Below are 16,438 nucleotides of genomic sequence, written 5' to 3'. Positions count from 1 at the left end.
ATTAATTCTGTAAAATAAAAAAACGGAGAAAATTGTATTGAAATATTCCTATTTAGACTTTACTCAAGAAATTTAATATTTCGCTTAAGTCCATCAAATTTTGTTCTCTTAATAGGTGAATTTTTAAAAACTTTTTGGAAAGTTTCTTCAGTTATTTCTGCCCAATCTTTTTTAGAGAAAGAAATTAAATCCGGATTTGGATTAAAAAGAGGTTCAGAATGCGGCTTTGAAAATCGATTCCATGGACAAACATCCTGGCAGGTATCACAGCCAAACATCCAATCATCAAATTTTCCCTGCATATCATTTGGGATATTTTCTTTTAGTTCAATAGTATAATAAGAAATGCACTTGCTTCCATCTACAATATAGGGTGCAAGAATTGCCTGCGTAGGACAAGCATCTATACACGCAGTACAAGAACCACAATGGTCTGTAACGGCATGGTCATATTCTAAATCAAGATCAAGGATAAGTTCTGCTATGAAGTAAAAAGAACCTACCTTTTGAGTTATTAAATTACTGTTTTTTCCAATCCAGCCTAAGCCGCTTTTTGCCGCCCAGGCTTTATCTAAAACCGGAGCAGAATCAACAAAAGCACGACCCGAAACTTCGCCTATATTCTCTTGAATTGAATGAAGAAGTTCTTTTAATTTTTCTTTTATAACGAAGTGATAATCCTGACCATAGGCATATTTTGAAATCTTAAAACTATTATCATTTTGAGATTCCGATGGGAAATAATTCAACAATAGAGAAACCACACTTTTACCATCATCAACCAATAAAGTTGGATTCAGGCGTTTATCAAAATGGTTCTCCATATAAGCCATTTGGCCATTATGATTGTTATTTAACCATTTCTCAAGCCGAGGGGCTTCTTGTTCCAAAAAGCCTGCTTTAGATATACCACAAGAAATAAACCCTAACCTTTTGGCCTCCTCTTTTATAAATTTTGAATATGTTTCTTTTGAATTGATACTCATCTTTTAGAAAATGAAACTTCGACGTTAACAGGTTTTAAAGTAATTAGCGGGTTAAATTGAATTACATCATTATTAGATTGAATGACATATTTTTTAACAATTTGAGATATCGTTAAGCACATTTCGTAAATGGCAAATCCGGTTCCAATACACATTCTTGGTCCGGCACCAAATGGATAAAAATATTGCGTGGATTCCTTTTTTTGTTCCCCAAGAAATCTTTCGGGAATAAATTCATCCGGATTATTCCAATATTTAGGATTTCGATGCAATTCGTAAAAAGAAACTCCAATTAATGTACCCTTTTTAATTTTGAATTGAGCCAGAGAATCATCCTCAATATTTTGCCTGTCTGTAATCCAGGCTGGCGGATATAATCGCATAGATTCGTTCAAAACGGCATTGGTATATGTCATTTTTTGAAGCTGTTCAATAACGTTTTCAGTTTGCGACTCAATCTCAATGATCTCATCAAATATTTTTTGCTGTACTTCTGGATTTCTGCCTAAAAGATGAAGCGTAAATGTTAAAGCATTTGCAGTTGTTTCATGTCCTGCAATAAACAAAACCTTAATTTCATCAACCAATTGCTCAATAGACATACTTTCACCAGTATCTTCATATCTGGTTTCCAAAAGCATGTTTAATAAATCATTTATTTCTTCTTTTGAAGCTTTTCTTTCTTCAATTATTTCCTGAATAATTTTATTATTCTCTTCAGCCAGCATGAGATGTTTCTTTACCTGACCACTTAATGAAAACCACCACGCTTTATGCGGAAGTCTAATTTCTTTTATTAGAAAATTTTGAACTTCTTCAATTATAAATTTGATTCGGTGAAATTTATTTTCGGCAGTTGAAAGTTGAAATAAAGATTTAGCAACGACATTAAATGCCAAATTACTCATTACAGGAAAAAGATCAATCGCTTTATCTTCTACTAAATTATCTAATTCTGCACTAATAGTTTTGTTCATATTATCTACCAGCTGATTCATCTTTTGTTTATGAAAAGCCGGTTGAATAAGGCGTCTTTGTTTCAGCCAAAAATCGCCGTCGCTGGTTAAAAGCCCTTTTCCTAAATACTTAGAAAGATATACAGATTGAAATTTAGACTTATGATAGTTCTTCTGGTTTTTAACTAAAATATGCTGTGCAATTTCATTATCTCTTGACAAGATTATATACTTTGATAAACCAATTCTAATAGAAAAAGAATCACCGAATCTCTCAAAATATCTTTTATGGAAAGGGATCGGATTTCTACGAACACCTTCAGCATCTTTAAAAAATCTGAGTATCGATAATTTATTAGGGTAAATATATTTTATATTTTCAGACATTTTGAATAGAATTAAAATAATTCACCTTGAATATTGATCTTTATATTTCTTGATAATCAAATTTATTTATTGTGCTGTATAATCCATTCTGTAATATCATTAATATTCTGAATTTCAGTTTCAGGTGTATTCATTCCAACATCATGACCTTTACCTTCTCTAATTATCAATTTCGTCTCTACACCTTTCCTTTTTAATTCATCGTAAAGATTTTGAGATTGGCTGACATTAACCAAATTATCTGCATCACCATGGATCAGCAATGTTGGTATATTCGAAATATTATTAAAAGGACTTATCTTAATTAATGCAGGATTAGCTCTGGTTTCAATTTTAGTTCCTGCCAGTTTTTCGATAATATCCAGATGACCATTCTTTCTCATAAAATCGACGGCTTCAGAAGAATCTAATCTTGATGGTGCACAAAGTGCTGCTATAGATTTCATGTTCTTTTTAGTATAACCATATAATAGTGCTAAATGAGCACCAGCACTAATTCCAACAATATGATAACCTTTCTTTCTATAGCCATATTTATTAGAGGCTTCTGAAACGTAAGCAACAGCTGCATCGATATCTGCTAGTAAATCTTTACCCGAAATATTGTCACTTACATAACGATAATCGACATTCGCAACAACAAATCCTTTATTACAAATATCCTGAGCATGTTTACTCGTATACTCAAGTCCGCCCATTGACCAGGCTCCTCCATGAAGAAGTATAACAACAGGTACATCTTTTAGATCTTCATTCGGGATGTATAGATCTAAAACTTGCTGCGACGATTTTCCATAAACAAGACGCGGAAAATATTTAGTCTGACCAAAAGAACTACAATATGTAAATAATAAAAATAAAACGAGATGTTTCATGATATGTCTTTAAAATAATCCGCCTTGAATATTTGTATTTACCTTTCCTAAATGTTTATACGCTTTCTCTGTAACTTCACGACCTCGCGGAGTACGCATAATGAATCCTTCCTGAATTAAAAAAGGTTCGTAAACTTCCTCAATAGTTTCACTGCTTTCAGATACTGCGGTAGCCAAAGTCGAAAGTCCAACAGGCCCTCCTTTAAATTTATTGATAATGGTTAGTAATATCTTGTTATCCATTTCGTCAAGTCCGTGAGCATCTACATTCAATGCTTTTAGTGCATATCTGGCAATTTCAAGATCAATAGTCCCATTACCTTTTATCTGTGCAAAATCACGAACTCTTCGTAATAAAGCATTTGCAATACGAGGTGTTCCACGGCTGCGGCCAGCTATTTCAATAGCTGCTTCAAGATCAATTGGCATTTTTAATATACCGGCACTTCTCTCCACAATAGTGGTTAAAAGTTCTGTAGAATAATATTGCAAACGTGATGAAATCCCAAAACGAGCTCTCATAGGAGCTGTCAATAATCCGGAACGGGTAGTTGCACCAATTAAGGTGAAAGGATTTAAATTGATTTGAACCGTTCTTGCATTTGGACCAGATTCAATCATGATATCAATTTTGAAATCTTCCATTGCAGAATATAAGTATTCTTCCACAATAGGACTCAAACGATGAATCTCGTCTATAAATAAAACATCTCTTTCATCAAGATTAGTCAATAAACCGGCTAAATCTCCTGGTTTATCCAGAACAGGCCCCGAAGTAATTTTGATTCCCACTTCCAGCTCATTTGCTAGAATATTAGCCAAAGTTGTTTTACCAAGTCCTGGAGGTCCGTGAAACAAAGCATGATCAAGTGCCTCACCGCGCTGATTTGCAGCTGCGACAAAAACTTTTAAGTTCTCTAAAACCTGGTCCTGACCGGCAAAATCATCAAATGACAGTGGACGCAATCTTTTTTCAAGATCTAATTCTTCTGGGTTATATCCTTTTGTAGTAGGATCTAGGTTTTCATTCATTCTACAAAGATATAGAAACTAATCAGTTTGTAAAACAGTAAATCTGAACGATTAAAACTTTAACTATACAAAAAAGGCTATCATTTCTGACAGCCTTTGATTATTTTTAGTGGTGTAAAACTTCTTCACCTTCTTTCATCGGTACATTTTGAGGAACAAAATCTACATCGTGATTTGGGTTACTATAGTCATACGGCCAACGGTATACATGAGGAATTTCTCCTGGCCAGTTTCCGTGAATATGTTCAACTGGAGTTGTCCACTCTAAAGTTGTAGATTTCCATGGGTTTTGAACTGCTTTCTTACCGTAGAAAATACTGCTAAAGAAGTTGTATAAGAATACTAACTGGAACGCTCCACCTACAAGAGCAAATGTTGTAATTAAAACATTAACATTTTGTAAATCATCAAATAATGGGAAATTAGTATTTGTATAGTAACGTCTTGGTAAACCTGCTAATCCAATAAAGTGCATTGGGAAGAAAACTCCATAAGCACAAACTGCTGTTACCCAAAAGTGAATATAACCTAAGTTTTTATTTAACATTCTTCCGTACATTTTAGGGAACCAGTGGTAAATACCAGCAAACATTCCGTAAAGTGCAGAGATACCCATTACTAAGTGAAAGTGAGCAATTACGAAGTAAGTATCGTGAACGTTAATATCTAAAGTACTATCTCCTAAAATGATTCCAGTTAAACCTCCAGTGATGAAAGTAGAAACCATTCCGATAGAGAATAACATTGCAGGGTTAAATTGTAAGTTACCTTTCCATAAAGTTGTAATCCAGTTGAACGCTTTTACAGCAGATGGAATTGCAATCAATAAGGTTGTAAAAGTAAATACAGATCCTAAGAAAGGATTCATACCAGAGATAAACATGTGGTGACCCCAAACAATAGTTGATAAGAATGCAATTGCAAGAACTGACATAATCATCGCTCTGTATCCGAAGATTGGTTTACGAGAGTTCGTAGCCATAATTTCAGAAACAAGACCCATCGCTGGTAAGATTACGATATAAACCTCAGGGTGACCTAAGAACCAGAATAAGTGCTCAAACAATACTGGAGAACCTCCTTGGTAGTGTAAAACCTCTCCTGCTATATAGATATCAGATAAGAAGAATGAAGTACCAAAACTTCTATCAAAAATCAATAATAAAGCAGCAGATAATAATACTGGGAATGAAATAACACCAATAATAGCTGTTACGAAAAATGTCCAGATTGTAAGTGGAAGTCTAGTCATAGACATTCCTTTAGTTCTCAAGTTGATAACAGTTACAATGTAGTTTAATGATCCCATTAATGAAGATGCAATAAAGATAGCCATTGAAACTAACCATAAAGTCATACCTGCTCCAGATCCTGGAATTGCTTGTGGTAAAGCACTTAATGGAGGATAAATTGTCCAACCTGCAGAAGCTGGTCCAGCTTCAACAAATAAAGAACTTAACATTACTACAGCAGATATAAAAAACAACCAGTATGAAATCATATTCATAAATCCAGAAGCCATATCTCGCGCTCCAATTTGAAGTGGAATAAGTAAGTTACTAAAAGTTCCACTCAAACCAGCCGTAAGTACAAAGAATACCATGATGGTACCGTGAATTGTAACTAAAGCCAGATAAATATCATTTGCCATAACACCGTCAGGTGCAAATTTATCTCCTAATAAAACATTGAATATTTTAAAAGACTCTTCTGGCCACGCTAATTGCATTCTGAAAAGCAAGGACATTGCAATACCAATTACTCCCATAACAATACCAGTAATCAAGTATTGTTTAGCAATCATTTTGTGATCAATACTAAAAATATATTTAGTAATGAACGTGTCTTTATGATGATGTTCGTGCTCGTGATCGTGTCCGTGATCGTGACCGTGCGCTTCTGCTGACATATATGTGTACTTTAAATTTTCTTAATAATATTATTTCATAGCTACTTTAGCTACCGCAGCTTTAACAGTATCGATAACTGCTTTTACAGTATCTTTTACTTTAGCAGCAGTATCTACAGCAGTTCCTTCAACTCCCTCAGCTGGTTTTTCAGCAGCAGCTGCCGCTTTAATATCCTGAGCTAAAGTTGTTTTTTCACTTAACCATTTTTTATAATCTTCAGGAGTATCAACAACAACTTTCATTTGCATGTTATAGTGTGAAGCTCCACAGATTTTATTACATAATAATAAATAATCAAATGTATAAGGATCTAAAGCTGTTCCTCCTTTTGCAACCAACTCAACACTTTTTTCAGCTCTAAGTTTATTGATATTTGCCACTTTTTCAATCATAAATGGCAATTCTCTGTACTCTGCAGTAGTGTAAGTAGGAACAAAAGCAAATTCAGTAACCATTCCAGGTACACAGTTCATCTGCGCTCTAAAGTGAGGCATGTAAGCTGAGTGTAAAACGTCTTGAGAACGCATTTTGAAATGTACTTTTTTACCTTTAGGAATATGTAATTCAGTAACTACAATATCATCTTGAGAATTAGGATCTGACATATCAACTCCTAATGTGTTGATTCCTTCAATTAAACGTACGTTAGCTTTTCCTAAAACATTATCATTTCCTGCATATCTCGCAGTCCATTTAAATTGCTGAGCGTATAATTCAATTTCAACTACATCTTCATCTTTATCAACAAACATAATGTTATTCCAAGCATACAATCCGTAAAGAATTAAACATGCTAAAACTACAGATGGAATAATACTCCAGATTGCTTCTAATTTATTACTATCTGCAAAAAATAATGCTTTTCTATCTTTATGCCCTCTATTTTTAAAAGAAAACCAATATAGTAAACCTTGTGTAATAACCTGTACTGTAAAGATTAAAACCCAAGTAATATTCATTAAACTATCTACTAAAATTCCATGCTCAGAAGCAGGAGTATGAAGTGCCAAATTACCCCATTTTAGTAAACCATAAATAGTAAATATATAAATGAATGCCAAAAAGCCAAACATAATATATCCCTGAATGTTATTATCATTATCTGATGCAACTTGAGAATCGTCCGAAGAAGATCCTACTTGAGTAAGATCAAATATCTTGGTCAATTGCCATAGTGCAACTGCTAATAAAACTAAAACTATAATTACCAACAAACTTGTCATCTGTTTACTTCTTTAAATATTAATAATGAAAATGTTTACTTTCTTCGATGAAAGGATTTCTTTTTGCAAGCAAAGGTGACTTAGTTAATGCAGTAAATACAACAAATATAAATAGACCTAAGAAGAAAAGAATAGACGCAATTTCAGGAACTCCAATAAACCATTTGTCTCCAACTGTACCAGGCATAATCATATTAAAGAAATCAACATAATGACCTAATAATATTACAACACCCGCCATAACAATAACCCAGCTAAGACGTTTAAAGTCAGTATTGATTAATATTAATAATGGGAAAACAAAATTCATAACAACTGCACCAAAGAAAGGCAGGTTATACAATTGAATTCTTGTTACAAAATAAGTTACCTCCTCTGGAATGTTAGCATACCAGATCAACATGAATTGAGAAAACCATAAGTAAGTCCAGAAAACACTAATACCAAACATAAATTTAGCTAAATCGTGAATGTGACTTGTATTTACGTATTCTAAATATCCTTTAGATTTTAAATATATTGTAACTAAAGCTATTGAAGTAATTCCACTTACAAAGAAAGAAGCAAAAACATACCATCCAAACAAAGTACTGAACCAGTGAGGATCAAATGACATAATCCAGTCCCAAGACATAATTGACTCAGAAACAATAAAGAAAACTAAGAATCCTGCAGATAACTTAAAGTTCTTTTTGTAGTAAAGATCATCATTAGCTTCGTCTTGAGCTAAACAGTTTTTTCTAGAAAAATGACGGTATAAATTCCATCCTAGTAAAAAGATAAAAGCTCTAACAATCCAAAATGGAAAGTTTAAATATCCAGATTTACCCGCAATTATTTCATCATAATCAGCATGAGTAGGATCTGTAACATGCTCACCTAACCATACAAAAATATGATTGAAATGTAATCCGCATAAAACTAAGATTATAAAAAAGATGATAGAACCAGCAGGCAAATAAGCTGTAATACCTTGCATTACTCTAAATAAAACCGGAGACCAACCTGCCTGAGCAACTTGTTGAATAGCGTAAAAAGCTAAAACCCCCATAGAAAGCAGTAAAAAGAAAATACAAGCTACATATAATGCAGACCAAGGCTTGTTTTGCAATTGGTGCAATACGTGATTTAAATGTTCTGTGTGTTCATCAGCAGCGCCAACTTTTGCGTGCTCTCCACCTTTGTGTTCTTCGTGTGAAGCTTCAGCGGCAGCTTCATGATGTCCTGCTTCTTTATGAGAAACCTCTGCAGATTCCGCATGTGCAGCACCATGTTCTCCATGAGCCTCAGCAGCTAGTATTTTTTCAACTTCTTGAATATCTTTAGGCGCACTTAAAAAACCATACCCAATTCCTAATAGTCCAAGAACCATTAAGATGATAGAAAAAGTTTTTAATTTACTTGAAAATGTATACATATCTATTACGATCAGTTTGTTCAACAATTATAATTGGCTTTTTAGTTTTAGAACATAGTCAGCAACTAACCAACGTTCGTGGGCACTTAATTGATTTGCGTGTGAACCCATTGCATTTAAACCATAAGTTTCAACGTGAAATATACTTCCTTCAGTAATATCTCTGTCTTTATAGCTAGGTACTCCAAGAAATTTTTCTCTTTCAACCAATTTACCTTTACCGTTACCAGCAGCACCATGGCAGCTGATACAATAAATTTCGAAAAGTTCTTTACCTTTTCCAGAATTTCTTTCTTCTTCAGTCAAAGGAGATTTTAAATTAGCTTTTGCCAATTCATAACCTGCAGTCGAATTTTCATATTCATAAGGTTCGAAACCTCTATTAATAGTTCCTTCTACAGGAAGTTGTCCTTCTTTGTCTCCTTTAAATATTTTTGCCTCTGTATATGGCTCATATGCCACAGATTCATACATATTTGGGAAATACTGATAGTTTGGTGCCGAATTATTGTGGCAAGATGAAACTAAAATAGTTATACCAACTAAAAGTGTTATTTTATATATCCTTTTCATAGCTACAATTAATTCTTTTCAATTACTTTAACTTCAACAGCTCCTGTACCTTCGAAAAAAGAAACAAGTTCTGCTTCGTTATCGTTTACAGCAACTTCCATTAAGAAATGGTCATCTGTTGTTCTTACATCAGGATTCTCAGCTTGCTTAAATGGCCACAATCTACTTCTCATATAAAAAGTAATTACCATTAAGTGCGCAGCAAAAAATACAGTCATCTCAAACATAATTGGCACAAAAGAAGGCATATTCTGAATGAAACTAAAACTTGGTTTTCCACCAATATCCTGCGGCCAGTCATGAATCATAATATAACTCATCATTGTTGTTGCAACAGAAATACCAACACATCCATATAGGAAAGCACAAATTGCTAATCTTGTTGGTGCTAAACCCATGGCTTTATCCAATCCGTGAACTGGGAATGGAGTAAAAACCTCTTCAATATGATGATGAGCAGCTCTGGTTTTCTTTACTGCATCCATCAAAATATCATCGTCATTATAAATGGCGTATATTACTTTATTACTCATGATGTGAATCTTTATTTGCTCTTTCTCTAATGTAATTATCTCCTGTTCCTTTCAAAATTGTTTTTACCTCTGCCTGAGCAATTACAGGGAATGTTCTAGAGTATAATAAAAACAATACAAAGAAGAAACCAATTGTTCCAATGAAAATTCCAATATCAACAAATGTTGGTGAGAACATTGTCCAAGAAGATGGAAGGTAATCTCTATGTAAAGAAGTAACAATAATTACGAATCTTTCAAACCACATTCCGATGTTTACAACGATCGAAATAATAAATGAAAACATGATACTTGTTCTTAATTTTTTGAACCACATAAATTGTGGAGAGAAAACGTTACAAGTCATCATCGACCAATATGCCCACCAGTAAGGTCCGGTAGCTCTGTTTAAGAATGCATATTGCTCATATTCTACACCTGAATACCAAGCTACGAATAACTCAGTGATGTAAGCAACACCTACAATCGAACCTGTAATCATGATAATGATGTTCATTAACTCGATATGTTGTAATGTAATGTATGCTTCAAGGTTAGAAACTTTTCTCATAACGATCAACAATGTATTTACCATTGCAAATCCTGAGAATACCGCTCCAGCAACGAAGTATGGAGGGAAAATTGTTGTATGCCATCCCGGAATTACAGAAGTAGCAAAGTCCATAGATACAATCGTGTGTACAGAAAGTACAAGAGGGGTAGCTAAACCAGCTAATACTAAAGATACTTCTTCAAAACGCTGCCAGTCTTTAGCTCTTCCACTCCATCCAAAACTTAGGATAGAATAAACTCTTTTATTAAATGGAGTTATAGCTCTATCACGAAGCATTGCAAAGTCAGGTAATAAACCAGTCCACCAGAAAACTAATGATACTGAAAGATACGTTGAGATTGCGAATACGTCCCAAAGCAATGGTGAATTAAAGTTTACCCATAAAGATCCAAATTGATTTGGAATAGGTAAAACCCAGTATGCTAACCATGGACGTCCCATGTGAATAATTGGAAATAAACCTGCTTGAACTACTGAGAAGATAGTCATTGCTTCTGCAGAACGGTTAATAGCCATTCTCCAACGTTGACGGAAAAGTAATAATACCGCTGAAATCAAAGTTCCAGCGTGACCAATACCAACCCACCAAACGAAGTTAGTAATATCCCAAGCCCAACCAACTGTTTTATTTAATCCCCATGTTCCAATTCCGGTAGATACGGTGTAAATTATACAGCCTAACCCCCAAAGGAAGGCTGTTAATGCGATTGAAAATACAATCCACCATTGTTTATTTGCAGGTCCTTCAACAGGCGCTGCCACATCTACAGTTACATCATGATATGATTTATCACCTATAACTAAAGGTTTTCTAATGGGTGCTTCGTAGTGAGACGACATAATCCTTTATATTGTTTCTTAATTAATAATTTTACTAAGTGTTTCTAACTTTTACGTGGTAGAAAACATTTGGTTTTGTACCAACATGCTCTAATAAATGATACATTCTTTCGCTTTCTGCTAATTTAGCAACTTCGCTTTCTTTATCATTTACATCTCCAAATACCATCGCACCAGAAGAACAAGCTGCAGAACATGCACAAGCATTGTTGAACTCGTCTTTAGCTACTACTCTACCTTGACGTTTAGCTTCAAGGATAACAGCCTGAGTGCTTTGGATACAGAATGAACATTTTTCCATAACTCCACGAGAACGAACGTTTACGTCTGGGTTTAATACCATACGACCTAAATCATCATTCATGTGATAATCGAATTCACTGTTTTTGTTGTACAAGAACCAGTTGAAACGACGAACTTTATATGGACAGTTATTAGCACAGTAACGAGTACCAACACATCTGTTGTATGCCATGTGGTTTTGACCTTGACGACCGTGAGAAGTTGCAGCAACCGGACAAACTGTTTCACATGGTGCATGATTACAGTGTTGACACATTACAGGCTGGAATGCCACTTGTGGGTTATCTCCAGGTTTTTCCATTTCATTAAATGTAGATAATGAACTAGATAAACCAGCAATTTTTTCTTTTCTTTCGTTATCACCTTCAAAAGTACTTTCAGAAGAATAATATCTGTCAATACGTAACCAGTGCATATCACGGCTTCTTCTTACCTCTGCTTTACCAACAACTGGTACGTTGTTTTCAGCATGACAAGCAATAACACATGCTCCACATCCTGTACAAGCATTTAAGTCAATTGAAAGGTTAAAATGATGTCCAGTAGAACGATCAAATGATTCCCATAAATCAACAGTAGTAGCTTTTACTTCCTGGTGATCTAAAGATACCATTGGCTGTGGGTTCCAATGTTCAGCATTTTCTTTATTAAATACGTCTAGAGTAGTTTCTTTAATGATATCACCTCTACCCATTAATGTTTTCTGACCTTGAACACAAGCAAACTCATGCTCTCCATTTGCCTTAGCAATAGAAACAGACTGAACACTATTGAAATTTTTATATAAAGCGTAAGCATTTAAACCTACTTGCATTTCTTCTTTTAAAGCCGCTTTACGACCGTAACCTACAGCTAAACCAACTGTTCCAACAGCTTGTCCTGGCTGAACAATTACCGGAACATTTTCTAATTTAGAACCATCAGCTATAGTAATAGTAGCATAACTACCATTTAAACCTCCGTTTGCAACAATTTCATTTGACAATCCTAATTTCTTAGCGTCTGCATTTGAAACTGTAACGTAGTTATCCCAAGAAACTCTGGTAATTGGATCTGGGAACTCTTGTAACCAAGGGTTGTTTGCATGTTGTCCATCACCCATACCTGTTTTAGTATATAATACTAATTCAAAGTCTCCAGCAGATTTTGATTTTGAAAGTGCACTTGCAGCACCAGCGAAATCAAATGAACCACCAGCTAAAGCAGTAGAGCCAATTACAAAAACACCATCATGTAAAACTTTATTCCAAGAAGAACCAGTAATGATTGCTGCAGAATTAGCTTTTACATAATCATAGAAAGTCCCAGGTGTTCCATTCACTGATAATAAAACATCCTGAAATTGTTTTGTATCAAAGATTGGACGAATTGTAGGCTGAGTTAAACTATAAGTTCCTTTTGTAATTACTACATCTCCCCAAGATTCTAAATAATGAGGTGCAGGAGCAGCAATTGTAGATATTGCAGCAGTTTCATCTTCTTTTAAAGAAAATGTAACTGAAGTTTTTACTTTTTTCAATCCAGACACGAAAGAAGCTGAATCAGCTAAAGTGTAAACCGGGTTAACACCACTCATAATTAAAGTATGAACACTTCCTGCATTCAAATCTTTAATTAACTGTGCTACAACAGCATTAGAACCTTTTCTAATTTGTCTAGTTCCAGCAGTATTAAAAGCTTCACTAGCCAATGCCTGATTGATAGCTAAAACTAATAATTGTGCATTTTTATCTTCAATTCCTGATACTAAAATTCCTTTTGTACCAGATGCTTTTAATTGCTGAGCAGCTTTTACAACTTCTGCTTTAAATTTTTCATCTAAAGTAACCGGAACAGAAGCACCAACAACAATATTATAAATTTGAACCAAAGCTTGTTTTTGATCAGCTGTACTCATTGGCACACGCTTATCAGCAGCAGCTCCAGATAAAGTCATATTTGATTCAAACTGAAAATGACGGGACATTTTTCCGTTTTGAGGAATACGTCCTTTTGCATATCCAGCATCGTATCCACCACCTTGCCAGTCTCCTAAGAAATCAGCACCAACAGATACAATTAATGAAGCTTTTGAAAAATCATAATCAACCAAAGCTCTCTCTCCATATACAGTTTCGAATGCATCTAATGCATCAGAAGAAGAAACGGCATCATAAACAACATGCTTTGCATTTGGGTTTTTAGCAATAAACTCACCTATTAATTTCTCAGTAGATGGACTTGCTAAAGTATTAGTTAATAATACTACCTGACCTCCTTTTGCTTTCGCATCTGCCAAACTTGATTTAATTTTTAAATCAACTGCTGACCAGCTGCTAGCTTTTCCATCTAATTTAGGAGCTTTCAAACGCATACTATCATATAATCCTAAGATAGATGCATGAACTCTTGCATTAGCTGAAAACTTAGCTCCAGAAATAGTATTGTTTTCAATTTTAATTGGACGACCCTCACGAGTTTTTACCAAAAGGTTAGCAAAATCAAAACCATCAAAAACAGTAGTTGCATAATAATCTGCAACACCAGGAATGATTTGCTCTGGTTGTAATACATAAGGGATAGACTTGTGCACAGGACCTTCACAAGCAGCAAGTGTAACTGCCGCAGTACTAAATCCTACGTACTTTAAAAAGTCACGACGTGAAGTTCCAGATGAAGCTAAAGCATCTGCATTTCCTAAGAATTCATCCGTAGGAATCTCTTCAACAAATTCGTTATTTCTAAGCGCCTCAACAATAGAACTATTTTCTAGTTCTTCAACACTTTTCCAGTATTTTTTGTTTGATGACATTGTATATAAATATTAAAATCTTAATAATTCGATTAATAGTGGCATTTACCGCATTCTAAACCTCCCATTTGCGCTGCAGTTAATTTCTCTACACCGTATTTTTTAGAAAGTTCAGCATGAATTTTATCATAATATGCATTTCCTTCCATCTTAACATCAGTTTTTCTATGGCAATCAACACACCATCCCATTGTTAATTTAGAGTATTGCTTCATGATTTCAAATTCCTGTACTGGACCGTGACAAGTTTGACATTCAACTCCTGCAACAGAAACGTGTTGTGAGTGGTTGAAGTAAACAAAATCAGGAAGATTGTGAATACGAACCCATTTTACAGGCTGTGTTTTTCCAGTATAAGCTTGTTTAGTCTTATCCCATCCAACAGCATCGTATAATTTTTGAATCTGAGCATCGTAAAATGCTTTGCTGTATTCAGCAGTAGCAGTAGTTTCTGCAACTTCAGAAATATTTTTATGACAGTTCATACAAACATTTAAAGAAGGAATACCTGCAGTTTTACTCACACGTGCAGCAGAGTGACAATATTTACAATTGATCTCGTTATCTCCAGCGTGAATTTTGTGAGAATAGTGAATTGGCTGAATTGGCTCATAATTCTGATCAACACCAACCTGCATCAAGTAACCATATACAAAATATCCACTAGCTAAAAGCAAGAATATAGAAGTAACTAATACTAAAAATTGGTTTTTAGCAAATGCTTTCCAAATTGGAGTTCTAGCTTCTTTAGGCCCAACTACAATTCCATTATTACTTGCAACTTTAGTTAATACTTTGTTCACCATGAACAACATAACAACTAAAATAGCCATTACTAAAGCAAGAGCTCCTAAAATAATATTGTTAGAAATTCCACCGCCTTCAACTTGAGTTCCCGGAGGCCCTGCACTCACCGTTTTAGTAGGATCAGCAACAGGTTTTTCTTCAGAAGTGTAAGCGATAATATTATCAATATCAGCTTCAGATAACTGAGGAAAAGAAGTCATTACAGACTTGTTATTCTCTTCAAAAAGCTTTACAGCAACAGGGTCACCTGACTTAATTACTTCAGAGCTATTATGAACCCACTTGTAAATCCAAGCCATTTCATGTTTAGCAGCAACTCCTCTAAGAGCCGGACCAGTTGATTTAGCATCTAATTTGTGACATGCAGCGCAATTTGCATTAAAAAGTTCTTTCCCTTTTACCGGATCACCACCACCAGATGCAGCAGCAGGAGCTGCAGCAGCTTCAGTCGCCGCAGGAGCTGCAGCCGGATCTTGAGCAAATGAAGTTAGGGAGAAAATTAACGTTAGCGATAAACTAAGTAATAATTTTCTGGAGATCGAATTATGGTTACCCACCTTTTTCATATAGTATAATAATTATCTACTAATTTTTGGTATGATTTTTTCTGTAATAAATCAGACAAAAACTAATACCTTCTTTTAAAACTTGCACAAAAATACGACTTATGAACTATTCTCAAAACCTTAAAATAGTCTTAAATATCAATTTATATCAATTCTAAATAATATTAAAATTTTACATACAAACTTTAAATAGTATTTTTGCATAAAAACCATCACATTATGAGAATTTTAACCTCTTCAAAAAACGTTTTCTTAACATTCACAATGTTGACATTAGCATATAATATTCATGCTCAAAGCCAAAATTTAACACTGAATCAAGACCCAAAATTTGAGCAATTATTGAACGACAAACGTAAATTTAACACATCAATAAGTACAAACGATTCTTATCGAATTCAAATTTTTAGCGGCAAAAGCGAAGATGCAAAAAAGACTTTGTCAGACTTCAAAAGAGAATATACAAATATTGACGGCACCATAATTTTTAACACTCCGAATTACAAGGTTATTGTTGGAAATTTTAAATCAAGAATAGAAGCCGAAAGGAATTTAATTGACATTAGAAAAAAGTACAAAAGCGTCTTTTTACTTAAGCCTGGTAAATAATTAAAAACTAAATAAAAAGAAAAAGCGAGATAATTATCTCGCTTTTTCTTTTTATAAACCTAAACGTCTTTAAACTC

Annotated in this window: 13 protein-coding genes; 1 reads left to right on the top strand and 12 read right to left on the bottom strand. The window is 34.3% G+C overall.

Translation table 11 applies throughout. From position 1 onward, the window contains the following. Positions 1–59: 59 nt before the first annotated feature. The 12 genes from queG to NLJ00_RS08645 form a co-directional block, all read right to left on the bottom strand. Complete coding sequence (gene queG / locus NLJ00_RS08700) at positions 60–986, bottom strand: tRNA epoxyqueuosine(34) reductase QueG (protein ID WP_256636912.1); 927 nt, start codon at positions 984–986, stop codon at positions 60–62. After that, on the bottom strand, positions 983–2,329 hold the full coding sequence (locus tag NLJ00_RS08695) for a cytochrome P450 (protein ID WP_256636911.1): 1,347 nt from the start codon (positions 2,327–2,329) through the stop codon (positions 983–985). The genes queG and NLJ00_RS08695 overlap by 4 nt, the downstream gene beginning before the upstream one ends. Before the next feature lie 62 nt (positions 2,330–2,391). Further along, a complete protein-coding gene (locus tag NLJ00_RS08690) occupies positions 2,392–3,204 on the bottom strand; it encodes an alpha/beta hydrolase (protein WP_256636910.1) in 813 nt (270 codons plus the stop codon). Between the two features lie 9 nt (positions 3,205–3,213). Next, positions 3,214–4,236: a Holliday junction branch migration DNA helicase RuvB gene (ruvB, locus tag NLJ00_RS08685; protein WP_053474381.1), complete on the bottom strand. Its 1,023-nt coding sequence runs from the start codon at positions 4,234–4,236 to the stop codon at positions 3,214–3,216. 106 nt (positions 4,237–4,342) lie between these two features. Beyond that, complete coding sequence (locus NLJ00_RS08680; protein WP_053474382.1) at positions 4,343–6,145, bottom strand: cytochrome c oxidase subunit I; 1,803 nt, start codon at positions 6,143–6,145, stop codon at positions 4,343–4,345. A 30-nt stretch (positions 6,146–6,175) separates the two neighbouring features. Continuing rightward, on the bottom strand, positions 6,176–7,369 hold the full coding sequence (locus tag NLJ00_RS08675) for a cytochrome c oxidase subunit II (protein WP_053474383.1): 1,194 nt from the start codon (positions 7,367–7,369) through the stop codon (positions 6,176–6,178). 19 nt (positions 7,370–7,388) lie between these two features. Beyond that, the gene (locus NLJ00_RS08670) at positions 7,389–8,786 is read right to left on the bottom strand and encodes a cation-translocating P-type ATPase (RefSeq protein WP_053474384.1); all 1,398 of its coding nucleotides are present in this window, start codon (positions 8,784–8,786) and stop codon (positions 7,389–7,391) included. Positions 8,787–8,813: 27 nt separating this feature from the next. After that, positions 8,814–9,359, bottom strand: coding sequence for a c-type cytochrome (locus tag NLJ00_RS08665; RefSeq protein WP_073483094.1), 546 nt, complete (start codon positions 9,357–9,359; stop codon positions 8,814–8,816). A gap of 8 nt (positions 9,360–9,367) precedes the next feature. Further along, positions 9,368–9,892 carry a DUF3341 domain-containing protein gene (locus tag NLJ00_RS08660; RefSeq protein WP_025572651.1) on the bottom strand — a complete coding sequence of 175 codons (525 nt, stop codon included), beginning with the start codon at positions 9,890–9,892 and terminating at the stop codon, positions 9,368–9,370. Continuing rightward, entirely contained in the window at positions 9,885–11,285 is a 1,401-nt protein-coding gene (nrfD, locus tag NLJ00_RS08655; RefSeq protein WP_053474386.1) for an NrfD/PsrC family molybdoenzyme membrane anchor subunit, read from the bottom strand. Before nrfD ends, NLJ00_RS08660 begins: the two co-directional genes overlap by 8 nt. 34 nt (positions 11,286–11,319) lie before the next feature. Continuing rightward, complete coding sequence (locus NLJ00_RS08650) at positions 11,320–14,379, bottom strand: TAT-variant-translocated molybdopterin oxidoreductase (RefSeq protein ID WP_256636909.1); 3,060 nt, start codon at positions 14,377–14,379, stop codon at positions 11,320–11,322. A 32-nt stretch (positions 14,380–14,411) separates the two neighbouring features. Next, on the bottom strand, positions 14,412–15,752 hold the full coding sequence (locus tag NLJ00_RS08645) for a c-type cytochrome (RefSeq protein WP_256636908.1): 1,341 nt from the start codon (positions 15,750–15,752) through the stop codon (positions 14,412–14,414). Between the two features lie 219 nt (positions 15,753–15,971). Here NLJ00_RS08645 and NLJ00_RS08640 point away from each other — a divergent pair, with 219 nt between their 5' ends. Beyond that, complete coding sequence (locus tag NLJ00_RS08640; RefSeq protein WP_053474389.1) at positions 15,972–16,361, top strand: SPOR domain-containing protein; 390 nt, start codon at positions 15,972–15,974, stop codon at positions 16,359–16,361. Positions 16,362–16,438 lie beyond the last annotated feature (77 nt).

Source organism: Flavobacterium panici, from assembly GCF_024499525.1.
Taxonomy (GTDB): Bacteria; Bacteroidota; Bacteroidia; order Flavobacteriales; family Flavobacteriaceae; genus Flavobacterium; species Flavobacterium panici.
The sequence above is the reverse complement of the archived record's forward strand: the minus strand, read 5'-3'. Positions and strand labels throughout refer to the sequence as shown.

Bases quoted from the DNA above. Each gene is read 5' to 3' on its own strand.
- queG (WP_256636912.1), bottom strand. From the start codon at position 986: ATGAGTATCAATTCAAAAGAAACATATTCAAAATTTATAAAAGAGGAG.
- NLJ00_RS08695 (WP_256636911.1), bottom strand. From the start codon at position 2,329: ATGTCTGAAAATATAAAATATATTTACCCTAATAAATTATCGATACTC.
- NLJ00_RS08690 (WP_256636910.1), bottom strand. From the start codon at position 3,204: ATGAAACATCTCGTTTTATTTTTATTATTTACATATTGTAGTTCTTTT.
- ruvB (WP_053474381.1), bottom strand. From the start codon at position 4,236: ATGAATGAAAACCTAGATCCTACTACAAAAGGATATAACCCAGAAGAA.
- NLJ00_RS08680 (WP_053474382.1), bottom strand. From the start codon at position 6,145: ATGTCAGCAGAAGCGCACGGTCACGATCACGGACACGATCACGAGCAC.
- NLJ00_RS08675 (WP_053474383.1), bottom strand. From the start codon at position 7,369: ATGACAAGTTTGTTGGTAATTATAGTTTTAGTTTTATTAGCAGTTGCA.
- NLJ00_RS08670 (WP_053474384.1), bottom strand. From the start codon at position 8,786: ATGTATACATTTTCAAGTAAATTAAAAACTTTTTCTATCATCTTAATG.
- NLJ00_RS08665 (WP_073483094.1), bottom strand. From the start codon at position 9,359: ATGAAAAGGATATATAAAATAACACTTTTAGTTGGTATAACTATTTTA.
- NLJ00_RS08660 (WP_025572651.1), bottom strand. From the start codon at position 9,892: ATGAGTAATAAAGTAATATACGCCATTTATAATGACGATGATATTTTG.
- nrfD (WP_053474386.1), bottom strand. From the start codon at position 11,285: ATGTCGTCTCACTACGAAGCACCCATTAGAAAACCTTTAGTTATAGGT.
- NLJ00_RS08650 (WP_256636909.1), bottom strand. From the start codon at position 14,379: ATGTCATCAAACAAAAAATACTGGAAAAGTGTTGAAGAACTAGAAAAT.
- NLJ00_RS08645 (WP_256636908.1), bottom strand. From the start codon at position 15,752: ATGAAAAAGGTGGGTAACCATAATTCGATCTCCAGAAAATTATTACTT.
- NLJ00_RS08640 (WP_053474389.1), top strand. From the start codon at position 15,972: ATGAGAATTTTAACCTCTTCAAAAAACGTTTTCTTAACATTCACAATG.